The 22,906-nt window shown below is 51.7% G+C and carries 14 protein-coding genes and 2 pseudogenes; 10 read left to right on the top strand and 6 right to left on the bottom strand.

The annotated features are described in order from the left end of the window. Positions 1-185 precede the first annotated feature (185 nt). The 4 genes and pseudogenes from ACIOWL_RS00960 to ACIOWL_RS00945 form a co-directional block, all read left to right on the top strand. A pseudogene (locus tag ACIOWL_RS00960) lies at positions 186-510 on the top strand (IS21 family transposase); the annotation flags it as partial. Positions 511-552: 42 nt separating this feature from the next. Beyond that, a pseudogene (locus ACIOWL_RS00955) lies at positions 553-840 on the top strand (integrase core domain-containing protein); the annotation flags it as partial. A gap of 135 nt (positions 841-975) precedes the next feature. Then, on the top strand, positions 976-2,562 hold the full coding sequence (istA, locus tag ACIOWL_RS00950) for an IS21 family transposase (protein WP_400380528.1): 1,587 nt from the start codon (positions 976-978) through the stop codon (positions 2,560-2,562). Next, positions 2,555-3,322 carry an ATP-binding protein gene (locus ACIOWL_RS00945; RefSeq protein WP_400380525.1) on the top strand — a complete coding sequence of 256 codons (768 nt, stop codon included), beginning with the start codon at positions 2,555-2,557 and terminating at the stop codon, positions 3,320-3,322. The genes istA and ACIOWL_RS00945 overlap by 8 nt, the downstream gene beginning before the upstream one ends. A gap of 631 nt (positions 3,323-3,953) precedes the next feature. On the opposite strand, the gene ACIOWL_RS00940 is transcribed toward ACIOWL_RS00945, so the two are convergent. From ACIOWL_RS00940 to ACIOWL_RS00925, 4 genes are all read right to left on the bottom strand, one after another. Next, complete coding sequence (locus tag ACIOWL_RS00940; protein ID WP_400380523.1) at positions 3,954-4,223, bottom strand: helix-turn-helix domain-containing protein; 270 nt, start codon at positions 4,221-4,223, stop codon at positions 3,954-3,956. Between the two features lie 588 nt (positions 4,224-4,811). Beyond that, entirely contained in the window at positions 4,812-8,477 is a 3,666-nt protein-coding gene (locus tag ACIOWL_RS00935) for a CDP-glycerol glycerophosphotransferase family protein (protein WP_400380522.1), read from the bottom strand. A 26-nt stretch (positions 8,478-8,503) separates the two neighbouring features. Beyond that, positions 8,504-10,915 carry a CDP-glycerol glycerophosphotransferase family protein gene (locus ACIOWL_RS00930; protein ID WP_400380519.1) on the bottom strand — a complete coding sequence of 804 codons (2,412 nt, stop codon included), beginning with the start codon at positions 10,913-10,915 and terminating at the stop codon, positions 8,504-8,506. Between the two features lie 1,837 nt (positions 10,916-12,752). Beyond that, on the bottom strand, positions 12,753-13,100 hold the full coding sequence (locus ACIOWL_RS00925) for a transposase family protein (protein WP_400380517.1): 348 nt from the start codon (positions 13,098-13,100) through the stop codon (positions 12,753-12,755). A 680-nt stretch (positions 13,101-13,780) separates the two neighbouring features. Between ACIOWL_RS00925 and ACIOWL_RS00920 the strand changes: the two genes are divergently transcribed. Continuing rightward, entirely contained in the window at positions 13,781-14,791 is a 1,011-nt protein-coding gene (locus ACIOWL_RS00920) for an NYN domain-containing protein (protein ID WP_400380514.1), read from the top strand. Positions 14,792-14,848: 57 nt separating this feature from the next. Further along, entirely contained in the window at positions 14,849-16,399 is a 1,551-nt protein-coding gene (gene metG, locus ACIOWL_RS00915) for a methionine--tRNA ligase (protein ID WP_400380512.1), read from the top strand. A 96-nt stretch (positions 16,400-16,495) separates the two neighbouring features. Here the strand turns inward: metG and ACIOWL_RS00910 are convergent, their stop codons facing one another. Beyond that, positions 16,496-17,188, bottom strand: a complete 693-nt coding sequence (locus ACIOWL_RS00910; RefSeq protein WP_400380510.1) for a response regulator — start codon at positions 17,186-17,188, stop codon at positions 16,496-16,498. 6 nt (positions 17,189-17,194) lie between these two features. Continuing rightward, the gene (locus ACIOWL_RS00905) at positions 17,195-18,418 is read right to left on the bottom strand and encodes a sensor histidine kinase (protein WP_400380507.1); all 1,224 of its coding nucleotides are present in this window, start codon (positions 18,416-18,418) and stop codon (positions 17,195-17,197) included. A gap of 202 nt (positions 18,419-18,620) precedes the next feature. On the opposite strand from ACIOWL_RS00905, the gene ACIOWL_RS00900 reads away from it, so the two are divergent. The 4 genes from ACIOWL_RS00900 to ACIOWL_RS00885 all read left to right on the top strand — a co-directional run bounded on the left by ACIOWL_RS00900 (position 18,621) and on the right by ACIOWL_RS00885 (position 22,847). Then, positions 18,621-19,679, top strand: coding sequence for a 3-isopropylmalate dehydrogenase (locus ACIOWL_RS00900; protein ID WP_400380504.1), 1,059 nt, complete (start codon positions 18,621-18,623; stop codon positions 19,677-19,679). Positions 19,680-19,793: 114 nt separating this feature from the next. Next, positions 19,794-20,888, top strand: a complete 1,095-nt coding sequence (locus ACIOWL_RS00895; protein ID WP_400380501.1) for a branched-chain amino acid aminotransferase — start codon at positions 19,794-19,796, stop codon at positions 20,886-20,888. Between the two features lie 77 nt (positions 20,889-20,965). Then, entirely contained in the window at positions 20,966-22,033 is a 1,068-nt protein-coding gene (galE, locus tag ACIOWL_RS00890; RefSeq protein WP_400380499.1) for a UDP-glucose 4-epimerase GalE, read from the top strand. Positions 22,034-22,082: 49 nt separating this feature from the next. Next, entirely contained in the window at positions 22,083-22,847 is a 765-nt protein-coding gene (locus tag ACIOWL_RS00885) for a fumarylacetoacetate hydrolase family protein (protein WP_400380496.1), read from the top strand. The last annotated feature ends 59 nt before the right edge of the window (positions 22,848-22,906 follow it).

Here is a 22,906-nt window from a genome sequence, read left to right as displayed (position 1 = left end):
AGGTAGTGTCCGACTAACTGATGAATATTGGTGCTAAATAGCTTCTCTTGGTAGTGCTTTTCTGGCAACCTGGTGTGTAATTGACCCTTGACTCTTTGAGAGCCAACAATATTGCGGTTCAGAGCCACCCTGTATAAGCTCCTCCCACCACGCAATAGTCTGTGTAGTGGAAGGAGCCATTTTCAATGGTACGAAAGATCAAAGCGAAGCGGATACTCCAACTTCGCGCCGAGTGCTTGTCAGGACGCACCATCGCGTCCACCCAAGGTCTCTTGCCGCAATAGCGTCGCAGAAGTCCTCAACGCTGCCGCCGCCAACCCCAATAGCTGGGACGAGCTCAAGGCCCTCACCGAAGACAAGGTCTACGAACTCTTATTCCTTGGCCGCAGTGAGCACGAGAGCGTGTTCACTCAACCCGACTGGCCCACGGTGCATAAGGAACTGGCCAAAGTCGGCAGCAACCTGAAACTCCTGCACGGCGAATACTCCGATCAGGCTAAAGCCACCGGTGTATAGCAGAGGTTTTTGGTAGCACATGTGCGCGGAAACGGTGTGAAATCTCTGGACTCTAAGGCGTTCAATCAACTGCGTGGCGGAACGATCGGCATCATGGAAGCCTATCTCGCCTCCCAAAGAAGCATGCCGATTACCGGACTACCCGGCAGGCCGACGACTCAGGGCAAGAATGAACGCTCGCACCAGACCCTTCAACAGTTCCTCAAAGCCAACAAACCCCAGAATCTTGCCGACGTGCAGAAACTGCTTGGCCGCTACCGTGCACACTACAACCAGCGCCGCCCTCATCAGTCCTTGAACCAAGTGCCAAATAGCGCCTCTTGGTAGTGCCGTTCCGGTCACCGGTCACCGGGTAGCGCTGTTCCGGGTACATGGTAGTGCGCGGGCACCTTTCGTGATGGGCTGGGCCGATCGCCGCATAATTCGATGTGGCGATCAGTTCAGAGGAGAAAGATCTTGGTGGATTACCACGCCATTATGTCCCTGCTGGTCACGGGACGAACCTACAGCGAGATCACCGCTTCGGTGGGTTGCTCGCACCGCGATGTCGCCACGGCGAAGCGAACTATGACCGCCGCCGGCATCACCGCGCAGCGGTTGGCCGCGCTGCAGGCCGCAGACATTGAGCAGCTGTTCCCAGATCAACGCAGGACGATTTCCCAAGAGTATGCGGACCCGCATTTCGCCCAGGTGATCGAGCAGATGAAGCACAACCGGTTCTTCACCCTGCAGCAGGGCTGGGTCAACTATCTGGGCGCAACCAGTGCCAAGAAGAAATACAGCTATTCGCAATACTGCGAACGCTTCAACCGGTTCGCTGCGGCCACCGATGTCGTGGCCACGTTGCAGCATGAGTCGGGCAAGTCGATGTTCGTGGACTGGGCTGGTCCGACGGTGCCGGTGGTTGACTTGGCCACCGGTGAATCGCAGAAGGCGTACTTCTTCGTGGCGTCCTTGCCGTATTCCGGGTTGGTGTTCTGCCAGGCGTTCAACACGATGAAGCAGGGATCTTGGAACCAGGCGCATGTGAATGCCCTGGCTTTCATTGGCGGGGTGCCGCAGCTGATCGTGCCGGATAACGCGCGCACTGCTACGCACCGGCGTGCCCGTAAGGATTCCGAGGTGGTCGTGACTGCCTCCTACCGTCAGCTGGCGGAGCATTATCAGACGGCGATTGTGCCGGCCAGGTCTAATCGGCCCCGCGATAAAGCCCATGTTGAGCGGATGGTGCAGGCGGTGGAATCCCGGATCATCGGGTATCTGGCCTCCCAGACGTGGACATCCTTTGATGAGCTCAACGACGCGGTTCACGAGCGGCTGCTGGACCTGAACGACCGGTTGCGTCGGGTCGACGGAAGCACTCGGCGGGAGAGATTTGAGGCCGAGGAAGCTGCTTTGCTGCAGCCTCTGCCGGATGATCCGTTTGAGTCGGTGGAATACAAGCAGTTGAGGGTCGGGAGGAATTACCACGTCACCAGCGATTACCAGCACTATTCGGTGCCTTATGAGCTGGCCGGGAAGATCCTTTCGGTGCGGATCACCTCGAGCACGCTGACGATGTTTGATGGGCAGGTCAAGGTCTGCGAGCATGCGCGGAAGGTTGGGCGCCGGGGCCAGTGTTCAACTGATCTGGCTCACGCGCCGGCGCATCATCAGCAGGTGCAGGGGTTGTGGTCAAGAGAATGGTTCGTGGCTGGGGCGAGGGCGTTTGGGCCAGCGACCGTGCAGGTGATCACCCAAATCCTGGACCGCAGCAAGGTCGAGGCCCAAGCTTATCTGGCCTGCCGCAATATTCTTTCGGAGTTAGGCAGCAAAAAGAAGGCGTTGTTGGAAGAAGCATGCCAGGAGCTGCTGAACCTGAACGGGTATCCCACCTACACCTCTTTGAAACGGGTGATGGCGGCCTTGGCGCAAGCCAAGGAGCAGGACGCGTCCGTGGTGCCTGCGCCGCAGAATGTTAAGGATCTGAGCGGGGTTCAGCACCTGCCAGGGGTGTTCGTGCGCGATGCCCAGCACTACCAGGGCTTCGGGGGCAGTGATGCTTAATAGCGAGGACCATCAGAAAATTAAGGAGCTTCGTCTGACGGTCTTCGCCGAGAAGTTCTTTGAGCTGGTACAGGATGAATCCAACGATAAGCTGCTGCCGGAGGAAGTCTTTATGGCCGCGGTGCATCATTCCTTGGATGCACGCCGTTCGCATCGGGTCGACCGGTTGATCAGGCAGGCGCAGTTTCCGTTGCCGCAGGCTTCGATTGCTGAGCTGCATTACGGTCCCGGCCGGAAGATTGATGAGGCGCGGATGAAACGCTACGCCACGCACCAGTGGCGGCATGACCCGACGAATCTGCTGATCATCGCTCCCAGCGGTGGCGGGAAGACCTATGTTGCGTGCGCGATCGGTATTGCGGCCTGCCACAGCGAGCATTCGGTGATCTATACGCGGATGGACGTGCTGGCGAGGAAGCTGCTGATTGCCCGCGAGAACGGGCGGGATCATGATGCGTTGTTGGATCGGCTGCGTGAGGCGGACCTGTTGATCGTTGATGATTTCTTAACGGTCGGTCTGGATCAGAACATCGCTAGCGATGTTTACGGGGTGCTGGCGGACCGGGAGCACAAGCTGCCGACGATGATCGTCAGCCAGACTGATCCGTCGTATTGGGTGCAGGTTTTGCCTGACCGTGTTGCCGGGGATTCAATCGTGAATCGGTTGGCGAACAACACGAGGTGGCTGTTGCTGGGTGAAGCTGATATGCGCAAGCTGAAGCATGAGAAGGCGCGGGAGTCAGTTGATTTCTGGGAATAAGTTGCGGTCTGTTCCCTGATAGCTCATCCCGAGCCTTCCTCTCAATAGCGTAATGGCTCAGAACCCCTGACGGGGTTCTGAGCCATTATCAAAAGGCCACGTCCTCCGCTACCGGCTAGCCGGATTTGAACTACCATCTGCCCGGAGCCCGTCCTACCAGGTTGCCAGAACAGCACTACCAAGAGACGCTATTTAGCACGCGCTGCTTTCCGGGTTGTTCAGCAGCCGTGCTACTAGGTCCCCCAGGCGTGAAGATGCGATCCATCTGCTGCAGTGCGTAGGGCTGGCCCGGGCCCTCGTTGCGGTCGCTCGCGGGAAGACGCTTCGAGACTGCCTCAACAGTGCGCGGGAACATGCGGTGTTCGACCATTGCGGTTGGGTTCCCATGGCTACATGACTGCGTTATTGTCAGCGACGCGAAACGGGTTTGCTGGGGACCCAACGAGGCAGAATGGAAATTCCACGTCTTGTGTAGTGCAGCAGATACCTGGGTGGTGTTACATAGGCCGCGCCGTATTCGATGCTTACGTGTTTGCTGTCGCAGGAGGCGTAGGGTGTCAATGGCTTTCTTGCAGTTCCGTGAGGGCGGAATAGCGGTACCACCTCTCCGGAACAGAAGTACCTTCAAGCGCTATTCTGCACACTGAGCCAGCGTACCGATCCGTTCAGCGATGACCGTTGAGGGCATCTCCGGTGTTTCCTTGAGCAAACGTCGTACGGCTTGTTCGTAGGGGTCGAACGCTGTTGCCTGCGGTTTGCGTTCGTATTTGGGTGGTGTGGTTGAAGCTGCCGCCTTCACAACGGTGGTGCGGGAGATTCCGAGGTCACGGGCGATCCGCGACTTGGGAACTCCTTCTTTTACGAGCCTTCTGATCAAAGCCCAATCTTCCAAAGTGATCACACTCCTTATTCTGAGAGTGTTCACTTTTCGAGTTCCGTTTATGACCAGTTTTCAACTTCCGTCGACAATGCACTCAATACAAGCAGGTCGATTGGCTGCCCGGTTGAATGCTGGTGCGTTGGCTGACGCAATCATGGAGGCATCGTTCACAACACGATCTGGGTTGAGACCGGTTGGTTCAACATGCGCGAGGCGACCATGGGTGCGGGAGCTAAACGCAGCCGGTATTCTCGGTGAGATTCTTTGCTCAGAGCCGCCGGTCAACTGTCGCGGTTGGATGGCTGCTCTGAACCGCAATAATGAGCGGCTCTCGTTCGGAATATCGATGTCTCTAAAGGCTTCGAATATTCAATCACCTCCACCATTAATCGTTGAAGCGGATATTTCTATGCTTTAGCCGGTCATATGATGAATGTTTTCAACTAGAATCATGAATTAAGTTCAATTCAATTGATCTATCGCATCCTGAATCGTCAGAAAATACTGACAACTCCACCAGCCTGAAATGCATATTAGAACTGGTGGAGCCGTAAAGCTGTTTGTAAACAGCGGGTTAATTAAGGGAGTGGAAATCTAGTCGATTTGAAATTACTTCGAACCCCAAATAGTGTCGGCAACTCGTCGGCTCGCCATCCCGTCGTCATTCGGTGCAAACTGATTCGAGTAATTCCTTACTCTGTACAGATATGCCAATGGATCTGCCTTCAATAGCGAAATCAAAGATTGAGTGGAGTCTAACAGCGGGCCGGGCAAGTTCTCACGGAAATCGAAGTAGAATCCTCTAGTTGATGAAGCGTAGTCATCGATATCCGGTGCAAGGATGAATATTGGTCTATTCAATGAGCAAAAATCAAACATGATTGAAGAATAATCGGTAACAAGCGAATCTGAAATCAGCATCAAATCGTTGATATTTGGATGCTTACTAACATCGATTACATTATCAAAATTGAACTGGCGACGAGCGTCGACTGTATTCGAATGTCCGCGCATCAATATGACCACTGAACTTCCGAATGCTTTTTTCATTGCAGAAAAGTCTAAGAAAGAAACAAGATCATAGTGATTTGAAGCTGTTCGCATATTGTCTCGCCATGTTGGTGCATACAAAACTACATGCTGATTGGGTAGAATTCCAAGCTGAGATCGCAAGGCATCCATTTTCACGCTATTTCGAAAGTTGACGAGTGCGTCGTTTCGTGGATATCCGGTGGAAAGGACCTTCCCGCTATACCCGAAGGCCTGAGCCAATCGTTCGGCGGAAAAATCATTCTGGGCAAGAAGCAAATCCCAATATGCGCTTTCGCGTTTCATTAGCGATCGGTAAGAGACGGACAGGTTTCCTGCAGGGACATCATTTCCGATCTTCTTAAGTGGCGTCCCATGCCAGGTCTGGATGTAAATCTGACCTTCAGTTTTGGCAAAGTAGTAGGGAAAATTATTGTTGTTGACAAGCCAGCGAGATGTAGACAAGACTCTTCTATACTCAGCGGAATGAAGTACAACGGGTATTGAGCCAGTTGGAACTGGAACGGAAAGATCCCTGACGGTCCAGTAGTGTGTCCCCCCAAAACCTCGTCGCTGTGCTTCTTCAAAGAGGGCAAGAGGTGAATCTGCGATCGCGTTTCCCGCGAAAGACTCAAATAGGGTGGCATCGGCAATAGATGAACCTGTCGAAGACACAATCTCTCGAGCATTTCGTTGCCCGAATTTTGTGGTGTCACCGAATGATAGCCTTGGGTAGATATTAAGCCACAAAGCTCCAGCCTTTGCTGTTCGAGAGAGCCGAACTCTAGAACTCTCGAGCATGGAGTGAATCGGAAGATTTACCTGAAGGGAATAATCTACTGGAATCCATACTTCAGCCGAACCTAAAGTAAGACGTGACTTACTGGCTTTCAGAGCATAGCCACCTTCGGGCAACGCTAAACTGCTTTCGCCACTGTTTTTTTCACTCAGTATAAACCGCGCGGAGAAGAGACCCGACTCCTTGTCGAATTCAGTGCTGTGCGGCAGAATTCTGTGGTTTGAGGAACTTTCGAAGTACAGGCGAGTTTCTGCTGCATGCGGGGAACCGTAACGACCTTCCAGAGTCAGTTCATCTCGCTCTTCATTGAATCTCACATTATGGACGCTGATTCCGAAATCTTTTTCTTCCAATCTCACAAAACCATTCGGCGATAGTGAAACTCGTAGCCGGCGTCCATGTGATGATAATTCGAGTAGGTCGTTGGACGACTGACTCGATTGGATCAGTGATGAAGAATGCCTGTTTGCAAGCCGAAGTTCCCAAAGTGCAGAACCCACTAATGTGTCGTCAAAAAGTGGAAGACTCACATCAAATATGAGTTCATCTTCAGTAACCATGCTAACTAAGAAGGAGACGTCTCGGCGATGCTTGGAACGAAGTACCAGCCTATCGAAGTCTCCGGCACTTCGTTTGTCAACGCGGAGAACTAAGTTCCTGCCATCTAAATTGATAGAACGACAAATGGGCTTTACTGTTGGAACATTGACGACCAATCCATGATCTTCATCGAAATCCAGTGCAAAGCGAACGTCCTGGGCCAGCCGACCATGCCCAAATGACGTACCGGACCCCAGAATGACTCGACCTGTCAGGTTTCCACTTCGAACGATGTTGGCTACATGCACTTCAGTCTCTACTGCCCACTTGAGGTCAGTCGTCGAAGTATCCACAGGTAGTTGGATAGCCTTTGTATCGATCTTAACCGAGTACACTGCTTCATGGTAGCTGTTGTAAGAGTCGCCGATCGGAACCAATTCGACAGGAACATCTACAGTCATGGCAGTAAGCTCGACAGGTTCGCCGTCATGGTTCAGTGGTATTAGTCTGGCCAGCACATCATAGTCAAAGACATTGGGCGACATTCCAGATATACGTAAGGCAATGATAGCTTCGATTACTGAGCCTTCATCTATCCACTTCACCCCCAAAAGATCTGCGCGAAGACGGATCGAGGATTCTGCAGGAACCAAGATATTTCGATCTACATCGAATGAAAGGTCAGGCAGGAAGTCTGTGTGACAGACTAGGCTTGAATTCTTGCCCGGCAGAATCGCATAGCCAGCCCCGTCCTCCTGCTTTTTCTGTAGTATCAATGACACGTCACTCTGGCGGCCGTTTAGAAGAGACAACGCAATGATGCGTTCCCAATAAGGAACCTCATTCCATAGTTCTTCTGTCATGAATTCATCGAGAAACCTGATTCCCAGAATCAATTCATTCCAGTACGCCTCATCCGTCCGAGGAATCTGATCATAATAAGGCTTGAGATCAAATCCAATGGACTTCAACAGCCATTTTTCAAATATTTCTGAGCTTGAATTCTGCCTAAGTACGTTGCCCACATTCTTCATGACAGCCATGCGGTCTTGTAAGTCTTCGATTTTGGCCTTTTGTTGGGTGATGCTCGTCCCGTCCTCTCGAATCACCCAAGTGTACACGACACGCTTTAGAACATCGAAATGCTCTGAGGTTGTATAGGCAATGGCAGTTGGCCCTTGATCTTCGTAACGAATATCGACAGGGAATTCTTTGATGTGTTCATCCCAAAAAGTACGACGAAATACCTTATTCCAGGCAAAAACGTCCTTGAGCAGTTCAGGATCATCAGCGAGAGTACCCGCAATTCTATCCTCCGAGTGAACGTTTTGAGCCCACTCTGGAATCCAAGTTTTCAACCCGCGTCGGCGTTCCACGGAACCCACAACAAAGTCCGAACCGGATGATTCCAACTGATCGACCATGGCTTTGTACGCGCCAACCGGAATATAGTCATCGGAGTCAGCGAAAGTAAGATACTTTGCAGTGGCTGCTCGTATTCCAGTATTTCGAGCCGCACCAAGACCAGCATTGTCTTGGGATATGACTTTAACTCGAGAATCATTGTAAGCGTACTCACGAGCGATTTCACCTGAACGATCAGGTGAGCCGTCGTCAACAACAATAATTTCGATTGGAATCTCGTTTTGAGCAAGAATTGTGTCAAGCGTTCCTTTTAGGTATTGTTCAACTTTATAGCATGGGACAATCACGCTAAGTATTGGATCAACTTCAGGTTCGACTGCCACAACAGGAATTTCAGACACTGGTACAACTGATTTTGCTACCGTGGATGTCGATTCTTCCGAATGAGAAGCGATAGATTCTCTTGACATACTTGGAACCTCAACCACAGAGGCCAAACCTTTGGTTTTGGTAGCGATTTTTTGGATTGTTCGTTTGAGCATTAGCTTCCTCGGTGGCTTGGATGAGTTCATGGTCGGATCAAGTTTCTAGTTTCGCTTCGTGCAATATCGTTATGCTTAGTCGGGCTGAAGTTTGGAAGAAAGCCGCCGCTCAAAATCATCTTGAGCATGCCTTCAGCCAAAGATTCATCTGTATTCTCAGTGATGATTCCGTCCTCTGGCCCGACTACACTGTCCACTACGTTGTATCTTGTCGTTACTACAGGCTTTCCTAAGACCATGGCTTCGATGACGGCAAGACCTTGTCCTTCGTACTTGCTGGAGAATGCGAAATAGTCGCACTTCTTAACGAGTGCGTGTGGATTGCGATGGTACCCAAGTAGATGAACATTGTCCTTTAGACTGAGGCTGGATATTAACGCTTCTAAATTAGAATAAAGCGGACCGTCGCCGATTATGTACAAATTAGAATCAGGATGGATTTCTGTTACAATTTTCATTGCCCGAATCATTCTAGATTGGTTCTTCTCGGGGGACAGACGGCCGACGGTAACGAAATTTTTACCTGTCTTAGGCGGAACAAAATTTCGGTATTCCTCAGAAAGCCTTAGCACTTCATCTTGATCAATAAAGTTCTGAACCGTAACGAACTTTTCTCGAGGTGCGTGCGCTGACATTTTGGCTCGATTAATTTCAGTCAACTCCGGGGAGACTGACACAATCTTGTCAAATGAATTGTATAAGCTAAAGAGAGAGCTTAGATTCTTATAATGTGGCATTTTTCCATTTATTGTTCTCTTTGCGTCTTGCATTAGATCATTATGCATCCAAATGTATTTCGAATTGGAATTCGCCGCAAGAAGAAGTTCTGCCCAGAACACAGAGTACCCATCGAAAGCGATAATGGTATCAAAAGTAGAATCTCCAAAACAACGCACCCATTCATGCTTGAATATTTCACGAATGGTTGACATGTTTACGTTTTTTGCTGTTCGGCCACCCTCGCTGAGATAGCGGCGATAGGCCCTTCGAGATGTCAGCGGTAGGGCTATACTGCCGACCCTTGGAAAATGTCTGATCAAATCTGAGAACTCATAAACCTTCGAGAGCTGGTGCTCTTTCTTTGAATATGGATAGAGGATACTGACGTCATGTCCATCGGCTGCCAACTGATTCGCGAAGTTAACTGCAGCGGTCGAAATACCATTTGGTATGAGAGAACCGACGTGCAACAGGATCTTCTTGTGACTTGCATCAGTTTCTATTGGTGTATCGCGTAGATGCTCGTTTTCATCCTGAAAAACGGCGTCAACGACCCGTTTTGTGGCGTTTCCGTCTTCAAGAGGTAGATACTTTGTAGTCCAGGCCTTCCTAAGATTTTTCAAGTCCTCAGTGCCGACAGGGTTTGCAATATGTGCTATGGTGTCAGCGATTGTCGAGCTAACTGTGCCCGGGAGCTCAGACTTCAAAACATACATCCCCCTACCATCGAGCGCAGAATCTGGGAAGTAGAAATGAATAGGTCTATTCTCTATTAAGAAATCGAAAACAATACTTGATTCATCTGTTATTAATTGATCTACTGCCGGGAGAATTTGATTTGTTGGAATTGAATTATCAATTATTCCAATGTTGGCAAGAGTGGCCTGATCGATTTTTCTCAGAGCGAGCTGGTGGACCTTTAGAAGCACGATGTACTCGCGAGGATTGAGACCCTGTATGAGTTCGGCGCAATCTTTCGCAAGCTGCTGACTGGAGTCGATAATGTCGCTAGGGGATGTACCTCTCCATGTGGGCGCAAACAGGACTATTTCACGATGGTCGGTGTGGTCAATCCCGAGATTTTTCCTGAGTAATTTGACATCGGTTTGGTTTGAAATTTGCGCATCCATCCGAGGGGAACCCGCCTCGATAATTTTTCCGCCGTAGATCCCTCTCAGCTTGAATGCCCTGTCCCATATTTTTTCCGTCATCAAAGAACTAGCAGAAAGAATGTAGTCGGAAGCAACTAAGTTTCGTATTACGTTTCTTGTGCTAGGTATTCCCAATGGAATGTCATATCCCATTTTTTTCAGCGGTATTCCATGCCACGTGTTTAGATATATTTGATTTTCTTTTTTCGTAAATTGATGGGGAAATGTTGAATTTGAAACAAGGTACTTCGATTTCGAAAGGTAGTAAAAATATGCTAAAGAACCGTGGTTAGCCCAAATAATGTTGCGTTTTTGTTTATATTTGTCCCACGTGTATCCCGTAGGTTCAGAGCCGCGATAACTCCAAATGAACTTAAAGTTGGCATACTCCGGGGCGTTGAGCATATATTCGAAAATTGCCAGAGGGTGGCAACTTTGACTCGAACCGTCAAATGATTCGAAAAGTACCATTTTGTTGTCAACTGAAGCAGCCTTGGACCTGAAGTGTAAGTCGTCCCTAAGATACCTTTTAAGGCGCTTCGTAAGATCGTGTAGCTGACGGTTCACTCGCAAATTGTCCTCGTATCGTGCGGCTCAGGCATTCGCATCCATAGATCCTCGCAGCATATTTTGGGGTCCGGCTGGACTTGGACCCTGGACTTGGCTACTGGGAGATTCATGGAAAATTCATTTTACTAGCGAAAGTATCCTAGCAAATCTCTGAAGGGTTTGCCCCCTGACGAACGTTGGAACATCGTCATCATGTACGCGCATCTTGACCTCAGCCCAGATCCTTCGTGATTGTCTCCGTGCTCACCAGCCCCAACCAGCATCCAGGGTTCAAGTGAGTTCTCGTAGTTCAGAGCACGACAAGTGGGGCCGAACACTTGCGCGTATGCCAGCGTCCAATGTATGGAAACTGTTGTTGAAGAAGTCAAGGACCAAGACTCAGCGGAACAGGCAACAAAATGCCCGCGCCTCCGCCGACCGGCCCGCTCTGCGATCCGTTCCCGCAGCAGAACGAGTTCCACTTTCGGTGCTGTTTTATGGAACAGCATTCGTTGGTGGCTGCTGTTGGTAACCAGTTTTACGGCCAGCGAGCAGACCCTGTGTTTCCATAATTTCAAGTCTCAACTCTATGGAGCATACTCCTCCGGCGCCACTGTCGGCTGCAACCAAAATACCAAAATCAAGGCGAGCAGGGTCAAGTACGCTCAAGTCTGGATAGCGCCGATCTTGAAGAACATCAGCCCGTCCATGCCTATAGCTTTCAACGACTTGATCCGATTCCGGCATCGGCGGTGCACTCGGTGGCGCAGGTCTGGAAATACCGGATCAATACGCGGACTATTAGTCAGAGTCGCAGTCGTCCGGTTTCCTTTAGTGTCTTACTAGCTGGCCATCGCGCTAGGATGCTACGGCTCGACCCGCAGGTCGATCGTCGTGATTGGAGTGTAGTCCTTCATCGTCAGGATTTTCGATACGTGAATTATCCACGTGCCCTTGTGCTCGACCCGTCTGGAGTGAGGGCTGGCTTCCAGCACCTTTTCTCCTATATCCATCCAATGTACCGTTCGTTGACGACCCGTATCGTGAAGGAAGTGGGGAATGGCAAGCCCAGCTGGTTCACGTGCAATAAAAACTCGCGGGTCGCATCAGACCTATTGATGCGAACCAAGATCTTTTCACAGATCAGGTTGTTGTGCTGCTCCTAAAAGCCATCAGACAATTGCTTCAGAACCTGGGCTAGGATGTTGATTTGATCGGTTGTTTAAATGGCCCTTTGTTTCCGAGACGCATCCTCATTGTCAGCACTTCGCCGATACCATAGTCTTTGTCGTGGTAGACCACTGCGATCATCGATGTGAACCGACGCCCTCGAACATAGGTGCCATTGGTGCCTTCCTAATCCGAGCGAACGTGAACGAGGGACGCACTTATATCCAGGATCGGCGGATTTGCACCGGTAGCAAGTGAGTCAGGGTTCCGTCGGCTAGTGACGGGTCAGAGTCGCAAGCGGACTCCTCGTTGAACCTTTGCGAAGTAGTCGCCAAACGCTCTAGGTTGGCCCGCCAGCCGGGTGGAGAAACAACTAAACGTCACTTCGGAGTCGATTGACTCGAACACGCCCTGCATAATGTGTACGTGTTGAGCATCACTGACTCGATCCGCACCGGCAATGGGCGCCAGGGTCTGATCACCGATGATTTCCCCTGACTGGTGGATCGCGATGGCTGGCGCGAATTGGGTGAAGCTGTCCTCGCGTAGCGTCGAGAACTCGGGACTGTTCAGTAAGCTCGGTCAGCGTACCAGACCCGAGCGGGGCGCCAGTTTTAGCTGTGTGGTCTAGATTGGGAGCGGATGGTAAGGACCGATAGTATTGTCTAGGAAAGAGGAAGTCCATTCAACGCTTCGTCCCAGACGCGTTCCCACGGAAGAAGCCCAGCAACGAAACGCTACGAATCACGGCCTGCAACTCATGGAACACCCCTCGATAATCCTCTGCGAGGATCTTCCAGTTCTCCAAGTGAGCGTTGCCCCGTTCAACCGACGCACGATGTTTTGAGAGCACTTTGTTGAACAGCTGATCATGCTTAATCAACTCTCCGGCACCGGCGCGATGCCCCTTCTTGTGCGGGATCATCCCCGACCTTCCTTGATAGTCGAGATCCGCGAGGTACGACGAATCAGCCAGCAGTTGCTCCACGCCGGTGCGGGTGAAAGTTACCCAGTCGTGTGTCCTCCGAGGCACTGGTTCACCGATATAAACAGCTCTTCAGGACAGCGTGGTGACGACTTGGATATTGACGCAATACCACTTCTTTTTCCCTGAGTAATGTTTATAATCGCGGGTCGGAGTTTGCGAACTTGTACTTCAGTGCCGTCTCTGATCTTTGATTCACCCCTGGCTAGTGCCTCTTTCGGATCGTGTGCTTCCAACGCCAGGGTCATGCTGATCAATGCCCAATGAGCGATGATTGCATGTGAAACGACTTCTGTTCGCGATGTTTTTAGCGATTGCGTATTTTAACAGAGGGCGTTTTTGTATAGCTTGGTAACGTCTAATGACTTTGCCTGGCCGGGTAAGGGCTCTTATTGGTGATTTGGGATTGTGTCAGACTTTGCGGGTGCCTTAGTCTCGAAGCCTTTGCGCTCGAAACCCTTTCATTTTGCAATGGTCAGCTTGGAGTTGGAATCGTAAAGACTTGTTATTGATGAAACGCTCACCAGCTGACTCACCGGAGAAGCGTGTTAACTTTCGAATGACAATGATGCCAGTGTGCAATACCGATTGCATCGGAAGGGGTAATGGGCTTCAACTACCCTCGTGGTCGCTCAACAACAAGAGTAAGGTTACAATCGCAAGTTTGTTCGTCGCTGTTTTCGTCGGAAGAAACGCCAAGCGTCTAGTGTACGAAGTACGATCGAATCATGACTAATCAAACTGCAATATTTATCGACGCAGGGTTCCTTCTGTCTTTAGGGGGTCACCGTGTGGCAGGAACAACTCTAAGAACCGCTTTTATAACTCAATACGAATCCTTGGTGCGCGGGATCGTGCAGACAGTAAAGAAGAATACTGGGTTGAGCAACCTGAGGGTTTACTGGTACGACGCGTCTAAGGATGGCCTGTTTACTGAGCAGCATAAGAGAATCGGCCTGATTCCTGGTGTTAAGGTTCGATTAGGGAGAATTTCGTACAACGGAGAGCAGAAGGGCGTTGATCTTCGATTGGCTTTGGATCTTGTGGGCGTCGCCCGTAATCGTTCGGCCAGTACCGCTTACTTAGTTTCTGGCGATGATGATCTGGCAGAAGCAGTAGAAGAAGCCCAAGACTTGGGGATGAAGGTTGTTCTTCTTGGGATCGCAAAGCCGGAAAGTCGACTAGGCGTTGCTTCGGTTGCCGAGCATTTGGCCTTGACCGCCGATGCAATCGAGATCCTTCCAGACCAGTTGCTGGATTCTGCGTTCAATCGTGTACTTGAATGGGACCCGGATCATTCTGAGAAATCTGCTCGTATAGCCGAAGCGGCTTCTGCAGCGAATAGCACAACACCCGCGCACAAATCGGCAGCACCTACACCTGCGATCATGGCGCAGCGCCCAGCAGTTAATCCGCATGTTCAACCTGGAGTGCAGGCTGAAATCATATATTCAAGCGATACGCATCGCCAGGGGTACCAAGGTAACGCGGCTTATGAGCAAAAAGAACTCGGAATCGCCCAAGAGATTGGCAGTCGCGTTGCCGAATCGTGGTTAGCGCTGACCACACAGACCGAGGTGGTGGAGATCATCGCGGACAAACCACAGCTGCCGCCCGAAATCGATAGAACCCTACTGAAGGACTGCGCTCAGGTGCTGGGGGAGTGGAAGACCGATCAGCAAAAAATACGACGAGCACTGCGAGGTGCGTTCTGGGATCACCTTGATCGCCTCATGTGAAGGTCCTCGAACTCTGCAGACTCAACTTTCCTCTTCGGACTAAGGTAAATTTAGATCGTGACTTCTCAGCAGAAACCCTTTTACGCAACAACTGCAATCTCCTATCCGAACGGCACTCCTCATATTGGACATGCCTATGAGGTGGTAGCCACCGATACCTTGGCGCGTTTCAAACGCCTAGATGGCTTTGATGTCTTCTTTATGACTGGCACGGACGAACATGGTCAAAAGATGATGCAGACTGCAGAAAAGGAAGGGATCGCTCCGGCTCAACTCGCGCAACGCAACTCTGACGCCTTCCAAGCTATGAATGACGAGCTTGGCACAAGCTATGACCGTTTTATCCGAACTTCTGATGCGGATCATCACGCCGCAGCCCAGGAGCTTTGGCGCCGAATGGAGGCCAACGGTGACATCTACCTGGATAAGTACGCTGGCTGGTACTCGGTTCGTGACGAAGCATTCTACACCGAGGACCAGACCGATGTTCGTGAAGACGGTATCCGTTATGCTACGGAAACCGATACTGAAGTGACCTGGACCGAGGAGGAATCATACTTCTTCCGACTCTCCAAGTACCAGGACAAGCTTCTGTCCTACTACGAAGAAAACCCTGAGTTTGGAGCTCCTCGTTCCCGCTTCAACGAAGTTGTGCGTTTTGTTGAAGGCGGACTGACTGACCTTTCAATTTCGCGCACTACCTTCGACTGGGGAATCCCTGTACCTGGCAATGAGAAACACGTCATGTATGTATGGGTTGATGCGCTGACGAACTACCTAACGGGTGTTGGCTTCCCTGATGTTGAGTCCGCTTCATTCCAGAAATACTGGCCAGCGGATGTTCACGTGATCGGTAAAGACATTTCACGCTTCCACGCTATCTACTGGCCGGCATTCTTGATGTCAGCCAAGCTGCCAGTGCCGAAACGTGTCATGATTCATGGATTCCTTCACAACAATGGCATCAAGATGTCCAAGTCCTTGGGGAACACTGTGTCGCCAGACGATTTTGTCAATCGATACGGTCTGGACCAGGTACGTTACTTTTTCCTGAGGGAAGTTCCCTTTGGGGCTGATGGCAACTACAACCATGAGACCATCGTTGCTCGAATCAACGGTGACTTGGCTAACAACTTCGGCAATCTGGCTCAGCGCTCACTGTCTATGGTTGCCAAAAATTGTGGGGGAGTAGTTCCTGCTCCCGGCCAATTGGAACCAGCTGACACAGCGATCCTGGATGCCGCGGCAAAACTGCTGGAGATTAACCGGGATGCCTATGACCGTCAGGAGTTCAGTCGTGCGCTCGAAGCCGTGTGGCATGTTCTTGGCGATACGAATGCGTACTTCGCAGAACAAGAGCCTTGGAAGTTGAAGAAAACAGACCCTGCACGTATGGAGACTGTGCTCTATGTGACTATTGAGATTGTTCGCCAGGTCGCTATTTTGCTCCAACCAGTGCTTCCGCAGGCAATGACCTCGATGCTTAACGTCTTGGCTGTTGGAGAAGGTTCTGCCCGTAACTTTGAAAACTACGGTACCTCGTTGGTTCCAGGAACCGAACTTCCGGCACCATCACCTGTTTTCCCTCGCTACGAAGAAGAGAAATAGCCTTCTATCCTAAAAACCAGGCCGTGGGTTTAAGCATTATCAATTGATCAGCTTAAACCCACGGCCTGAGCTGTTTTACGCCTGAGTGGGCCTTATTTAGGGGCTAACGACACCGGTTTGGTAAGCGATGACTACTGCTTGCACCCGATCCCGTGCCCCGAGTTTGGCTAAGATGTGACCCACATGCGTCTTGACGGTTGCCTCAGAGAGAAAGAGACCCTCAGCAATTTCAGGGTTTGATTGGCCTTCGGCGATAAGTCCAAAGACTTCGCGTTCCCGGGGTGTCAGGGACTCTACGGACGCGGTGAGCGAATTGTCCGCCTGGGCTACCGAACGTTTCAGAATTGGGGCCATATGGTCAAGGAGTCGGCGTGTGGTTGATGGTGCTATGACGGCATCCCCGCGGTTTACTGTCCGCACCGAATCAAGTAATTCTTCAGGTGGTGCGTCCTTCAGGAGAAAGCCGCTTGCGCCGGCCTGGATCGCACTGAGCGCATACTCGTCCATGTCAAAGGTTGTCAGGACAATAACCTTTGGCCCATCAGCAGCCTTCTTGGCGGGATCCAACAGACGCTCAGTTGTTTGGATTCCGTCCATTTCCGGCATGCGGACGTCCATCAAGATAACATCGGCTTGCTGTAGCAACGGGGTAGCGAGCGCCTCTCGACCGTTGCCGGCTTCGGCAATAACTTCCATATCAGGTTGAGAGTTAATGAGCATCCGGAATCCACTGCGTACCAGCAGTTGGTCATCTACAAGAGCGACCTTGATTGTGCTGCTTGACGTCATTGAGTGTTAGTCCTCCGAGTATGGAATGAATACGGCAACCGTGAATCCTCCACCGGTTCTCGGTGAAGCACTGCATGTTCCATCGTATAGGGCAACACGTTCGCTCATGCCTTGAAGTCCGTATCCTTGGCCGTCAAAGGACAATGAGCCGGCACCACGGCCATCATCATCAACACGAACTTCAAGCCCTCTGGCGGTCCAGCTCAACCGCACCGTTGCAGTCGTGTTCGGTCCTGCATGTTTTACGACGTTTGTTAATGATTCCTGGACACTTCGGTAAACCGTTAGTTCTGCTCCTGCTGGCAGTTCCTTTCGCGGTGAACTATCGCATTCGAGGTGTACTTCCAGCCCGGCGGTCCTGGCATTCTGAATGAGGTCTGGGATGTTTATGAGAGTGGGTAATGGACGGTTTTCAGCTTCCTCGTCCGTGCGCAGAACGCCCAGGAGTCGACGCATTTCTCGCAAGGATGCACGCCCCGTGTCAGACACTGTTTTGAGTGTATCGATAGCTATCTGTGGTTCCTTGACTGCGGCATACCGCGCACCATCGGCCTGTGTGATGATGACCGATAAGGAGTGCGCAACGATGTCGTGCATCTCGCGAGCAATGTGGTTCCGCTCATCCGCTGCTGCCAGGTCACGTTCAATGATTCGCTCTTTTTCGAGGCGTTCGGCATGATCTTGAAGCGCTTTCATGGCCAACCGACGGTTGCGCGCAAGGTCCCCAAAGGTCCAAGAAACGGTGACTACAAGTGCCAAGCCGACAAAGGAAATGATCATGTCGAACGTGATGATCGAGGCTTCACCTGTTGGAGAGGTGCTGTTGCTGTTGAAGAGGCTAAAGGTTGCTAATAATGCGCCCAAAAGCCCGATGCCTAGGGTTGTGAAAGATTGCCAGCGTCTGCCGTAGACAGCCATGGTGTACACCATGATTGGCACGGCCAGCTGCGAGGGCAGCATGAGTCCTTCAAACGCCAACTGCAAGAGGTGGCCGAGAGTGATGATCAGGGTTGCAGGCCATGGATGAGAACGGCGCATCATCAAGGGCGCGGTTTGCATCAGTGAGATAGCCACAAGGGAAAGGGTGGTGACTAGCGAAGCGCCATAACCAAGGCCCGCTGTCAAGAGCAAACAAAAGAGCGTAAAGGCCAGGCCGGTTGCAAAATCAACTTTGCTGGAATTCTCGCGAATCCACCGATCGATTCTGCGATGCGGGTTTGAGAAGATCAACTACGCCTCTGAACTTAGTAATTCACACGGGTGCGCACCAGCTCGGATAGTGAGGTAATCGGTGCAACGTGTCTAAGTTTAGTAGTTTCCGTATTGATCAACCTCATCCTGCGGTCTGAGCTTTACCTGCCGAAAATCCAGCTTTTCTCATTATTTGAGACGAGCTCTCACATGTTGGACTCGATTCGATAGTCTTGGTGTCATGGGAAACGTTTATGAGATTGCAGTCATCCCTGGAGATGGCATTGGCCCGGAAGTTGTTGCCGAAGCGGTCAAGGTATTGAACTTTGTCACCAACGGTGGCGAGAACAAGGTCAACCTGACCAACTACAAGTTGGGTGCTGAGCACTGGCTTGAAACGGGCGAAACTTTGCCGGAAGAGACCCTCGAGAAACTTAAGAAGCATGACGCAATCTTGTTCGGCGCCGTTGGCGCTGCGCCGGGTGATACCCGAATCCCTTCGGGGTTGATTGAGCGCGAAATGCTGCTCAAACTGCGCTTCTCACTGGATCACTTTGTAAACCTGCGTCCTTCGAAGCTCTACCCGGGAATTGAAAGCCCGTTAGCTAATCCGGGAGACATCGACTTTATCGTTGTTCGTGAAGGTACTGAGGGACCGTACGTCGGCAATGGCGGATCGGTTCGCACCGGAACTCCACATGAGATCGCCACCGAGGTATCCATTAACACGGCTTTTGGCGTGGAACGAGTTGTCCGGGATGCCTTCTCCCGCGCTTCACGCCGCGAACGTAAACATGTGACCTTGGTTCACAAACACAATGTTTTGGTCCATGCAGGCCACTTGTGGCGCCGCACGGTAGAGGCTGTTGCCGCGGACTTCCCAGAAGTGAGTCACGACTACCTTCACGTTGATGCAGCCACCATCTTCCTGACTACCGACCCATCCCGTTTTGACGTCATTGTCACCGATAACCTGTTCGGTGATATTTTGACTGACCAAGCTGGAGCAATCACCGGTGGTATCGGACTGTCGGCTAGTGGCAACATCAACATGACGCGTACCTACCCGTCGATGTTTGAACCTGTGCACGGATCCGCTCCGGATATCGCGGGACAGCAGAAGGCTGATCCAACGGCGGCAATCCTGTCCGTTGCGTTGATGCTGGATCACCTGGGCCTGTCAGATTTGGCGAAGGCTGTTGAGCGTGCTGTTGAAAAAGAGATCACTTCACGTCAGGAATTGACCGATCATCGCACCACCAGTGAAATTGGCGATGCAATTGTAGCCCTACTGGCATAAGCTAAAAGGGAAGTTTCCGGTTAGAGCCTAACCGGCAACTAATCCACAAACGGGTGTTCTGCAGCTTGGTGGGACACCCGTTGCTCGTATAAGAATTAGGAAGTCCAAAGTTAGATGGAATTCACCGAGAATCTCTCAACGAACCGCAAGAGCGCTGAAGACCGCGCTGAGGTCCTTGCCAACCCAGGTTTCGGCGACTTCTTCACCGACCACACTGCAGTCATTGACTGGTCGGCCAACGGTGAAGGTCACGGCGGAACCTGGCACGATGCCCGTATCGAACCTTATGGTCCCATTGCCATGGATCCGGCAGCCTCTGTCCTCCACTATGGACAGGAGATCTTTGAAGGTCTGAAGGCATACCGCCACGAAGACGGATCGGTATGGACCTTCCGCCCTCATGCTAATGCAGCTCGTCTCAACAAGTCGGCCGCGCGTCTGGCCCTTCCGCAGCTAGATGAGGAAGCATTCGTTGAATCGTTGCGCCGGCTCGTAGCGACCGACGTCGACTGGGTTCCAACCGGTGACGGTGAAGCGCTTTACCTGCGTCCATTCATGATCGCCACCGAGGCTTTCTTGGGTGTCCGTGCTGCACGCGAAGTTTCCTACCGCGTGATTGCTTCACCTGCCGGCAACTACTTTGGCGGTGAACTCAAGCCAGTAGCCATCTGGGTGTCCCAGAACTATGCACGCGCTGGTCGTGGCGGAACGGGTTCGGCAAAGTGCGGCGGCAACTACGCGGCGTCATTAGTTGCTCAGCTTGAAGCCGAAGACAACGGGTGCAAGCAGGTTTTGTTCCTTGATCCGTTTAATGACAACGCGGTTGAAGAGCTTGGCGGAATGAACGTGTTCTTTGTGACCAAAAACAACAAACTTGTGACTCCCGCACTCACCGGCACAATCCTAGAAGGTGTGACACGTTCATCCGTGATTCAGCTGGCTAAAGACCGCGGTATCGAGGTTGAAGAGCGTCGTATCACCCTTGACGAGTGGCGTGAAGGAATCGCTAGCGGAGACATCACCGAGGTTTTCGCCTGCGGAACCGCGGCAGTGATCACACCAATCGGTGTCCTGAAAAACGGTACCGAGCTCATTGGTGACGAAAACGCCAAGGCTGGTGAGGTCACCATGTCTATTCGTGAAGAATTACTCGGGATCCAGCGTGGAACGATCGAGGACCGCCACAATTGGCTGGAGCGTTTGGCCTAGTTTTTAGACTTGATTAGTAGAATTGCCTGTGCAACGTTGTTTGCACAGGCAATTCGTTTTGAACTGAGGAAATTTGTATGCATGTTTTGGTCACGGGCGGTGCCGGTTTCATTGGCTCGCACACGGTAGCTCACTTGCTAACCGACGGATATCGCGTATCTGTTATTGATAACTTCAGCAACTCATCACCGGAGTCATTGCGCCGCGTGGCGAACTTGGTGGGGAAGTCGCCTGAACTCTACAACATTGACCTGCTTGATGCACCTGCGCTGAAAAACGTGTTTGAATCTTTGCGACCGGACGCAGTTATTCATTTTGCAGGTCTCAAAGCTGTCGGAGAGTCGGTTGCTCAACCACTGCGCTATTACCGTAACAACGTCACAGGCACCTTGAACTTGCTTGAGGCGATGGAAGCGGTGGACTGCCGGACCTTGGTGTTCAGCTCGTCGGCCACAGTGTATGGGGAATCAACGGCGTTGCCACTGCTCGAAACAACCCCGCGCAGTGCCACGAATCCATACGGGCGAACCAAGCTGCATATTGAAGAAATGTTGGAGGAGTTGGCGGCTTCTGATCCTCGGTGGGCAATCGCAAACCTGAGATACTTCAACCCGGTTGGCGCCCACGAATCTGGTGACATTGGAGAAGACCCACAAGGTATTCCCAACAATCTCATGCCATTTGTAGCTCAAGTCGCAGTGGGAGTCAGGGAAAAGGTCAGCGTCTTCGGTGGCGACTACCCTACGGTGGACGGCACCGGTGTTCGCGACTACATTCACGTTGTTGACCTTGCTGCGGGCCACCTAGCCGCCCTCAACTACCTGCAGGGCTCAAAGGGTGCACATGTCTGGAATCTGGGAACAGGGGCTGGTTCCAGTGTGCTGGAAGTTATTGATGCATTCGCCCGGGTATCGAAGCGCCCGGTTCCCTATCAAATCACCGACCGGCGGGCAGGGGACGTGGCGGAGAACTATGCCGATCCGGAAAAAGCGCGGCTTGATCTTGGCTGGAAAGCCGAACGCGGGCTTGAGCAAATGGTAGGGGACATGTGGCGCTGGCAGAGCCAGAATCCAACAGGTTTTCCCGACCGTGAATTTGGGACGATGAGTGATCAAGAGCTGAACGAATTCATCCGTGGTGAGTAGCTCGTCGGCAGAGTTTATCCCTGTACACACGTCACGATAAGGTTCTTACATGCGTATTGCTCGATTTGTAGTTGATGGTGACCCACTGTATGGCGTCGTTGATGGTGAAAATGTTCATGTCTTGGCTGGAGACCCATTCTTCCAAGGTATTAAGACCACCGGCGCTGTGCACCAACTGGACGATGTCCGCCTCGTAGCGCCGATCATTCCTCGCTCAAAAGTTATTGGTTTCGGGCGCACCTATCGTGAGCATGCCAAGGAGCTTGGCAACGAGGTCCCACCCGAGCCCATAATGTTCCTCAAGCCCAATACCTCGGTTGTTGGCCACGGTGAACCAGTGACCCTTCCTGCGTTTTCGCAGGAAGTCTCCTTTGAGGGGGAGCTGGCAGTGGTGATTGGTCGCATTTGCAAAGACGTTCCGGCGGAGAAGGTCAATGATGTGATTTTCGGATACACCATCGCCAATGATCTCACCGCGAGGGACGCACAGCGGTCCGACCCCCAGTGGGCTCGCGCCAAGGGTTTTGACGGGTCTTGCCCGCTGGGACCATGGATTGAAACGGAACTCGAAGACCCGGATGATATCGGGATCATCACCCGAGTTAACGGGGACATGAAGCAAGACGGCTCCACGCAAGACCTGATCTGGCCTGTCGCAGAACTCGTAGCACGAGCTTCTGAAGCTTTCACCTTGCTGCCGGGGGATGTGATCATGACCGGCACCCCTGCCGGTGTTGGTCTGGTCGAAGCGGGTGATGTTGTGGAAATCGAGCTTGACGGTCTGGGTTTGTTGCGATCGGTTTTCCGTCGGTAATACGATTTGAGTAAATGTGGTTTTTCAAAGAAACTTGAAAAGCCACCAACTTGCCATCA

Origin of the sequence: Glutamicibacter sp. NPDC087344 (genome assembly GCF_044744225.1) — a bacterium.
Lineage (GTDB): Bacteria > Actinomycetota > Actinomycetes > Actinomycetales > Micrococcaceae > Glutamicibacter.
This window is presented reverse-complemented; position numbering and strand designations above follow the sequence as displayed.

Excerpts from the sequence above, each read along its gene's own strand:
- ACIOWL_RS00945 (WP_400380525.1), top strand. The coding sequence starts at position 2,555 with ATGCTTAATAGCGAGGACCATCAGAAAATTAAGGAGCTTCGTCTGACG.
- ACIOWL_RS00935 (WP_400380522.1), bottom strand. The coding sequence starts at position 8,477 with ATGCTCAAACGAACAATCCAAAAAATCGCTACCAAAACCAAAGGTTTG.
- ACIOWL_RS00920 (WP_400380514.1), top strand. The coding sequence starts at position 13,781 with ATGACTAATCAAACTGCAATATTTATCGACGCAGGGTTCCTTCTGTCT.
- ACIOWL_RS00910 (WP_400380510.1), bottom strand. The coding sequence starts at position 17,188 with ATGACGTCAAGCAGCACAATCAAGGTCGCTCTTGTAGATGACCAACTG.
- ACIOWL_RS00900 (WP_400380504.1), top strand. The coding sequence starts at position 18,621 with ATGGGAAACGTTTATGAGATTGCAGTCATCCCTGGAGATGGCATTGGC.
- ACIOWL_RS00895 (WP_400380501.1), top strand. The coding sequence starts at position 19,794 with ATGGAATTCACCGAGAATCTCTCAACGAACCGCAAGAGCGCTGAAGAC.
- galE (WP_400380499.1), top strand. The coding sequence starts at position 20,966 with ATGCATGTTTTGGTCACGGGCGGTGCCGGTTTCATTGGCTCGCACACG.
- ACIOWL_RS00885 (WP_400380496.1), top strand. The coding sequence starts at position 22,083 with ATGCGTATTGCTCGATTTGTAGTTGATGGTGACCCACTGTATGGCGTC.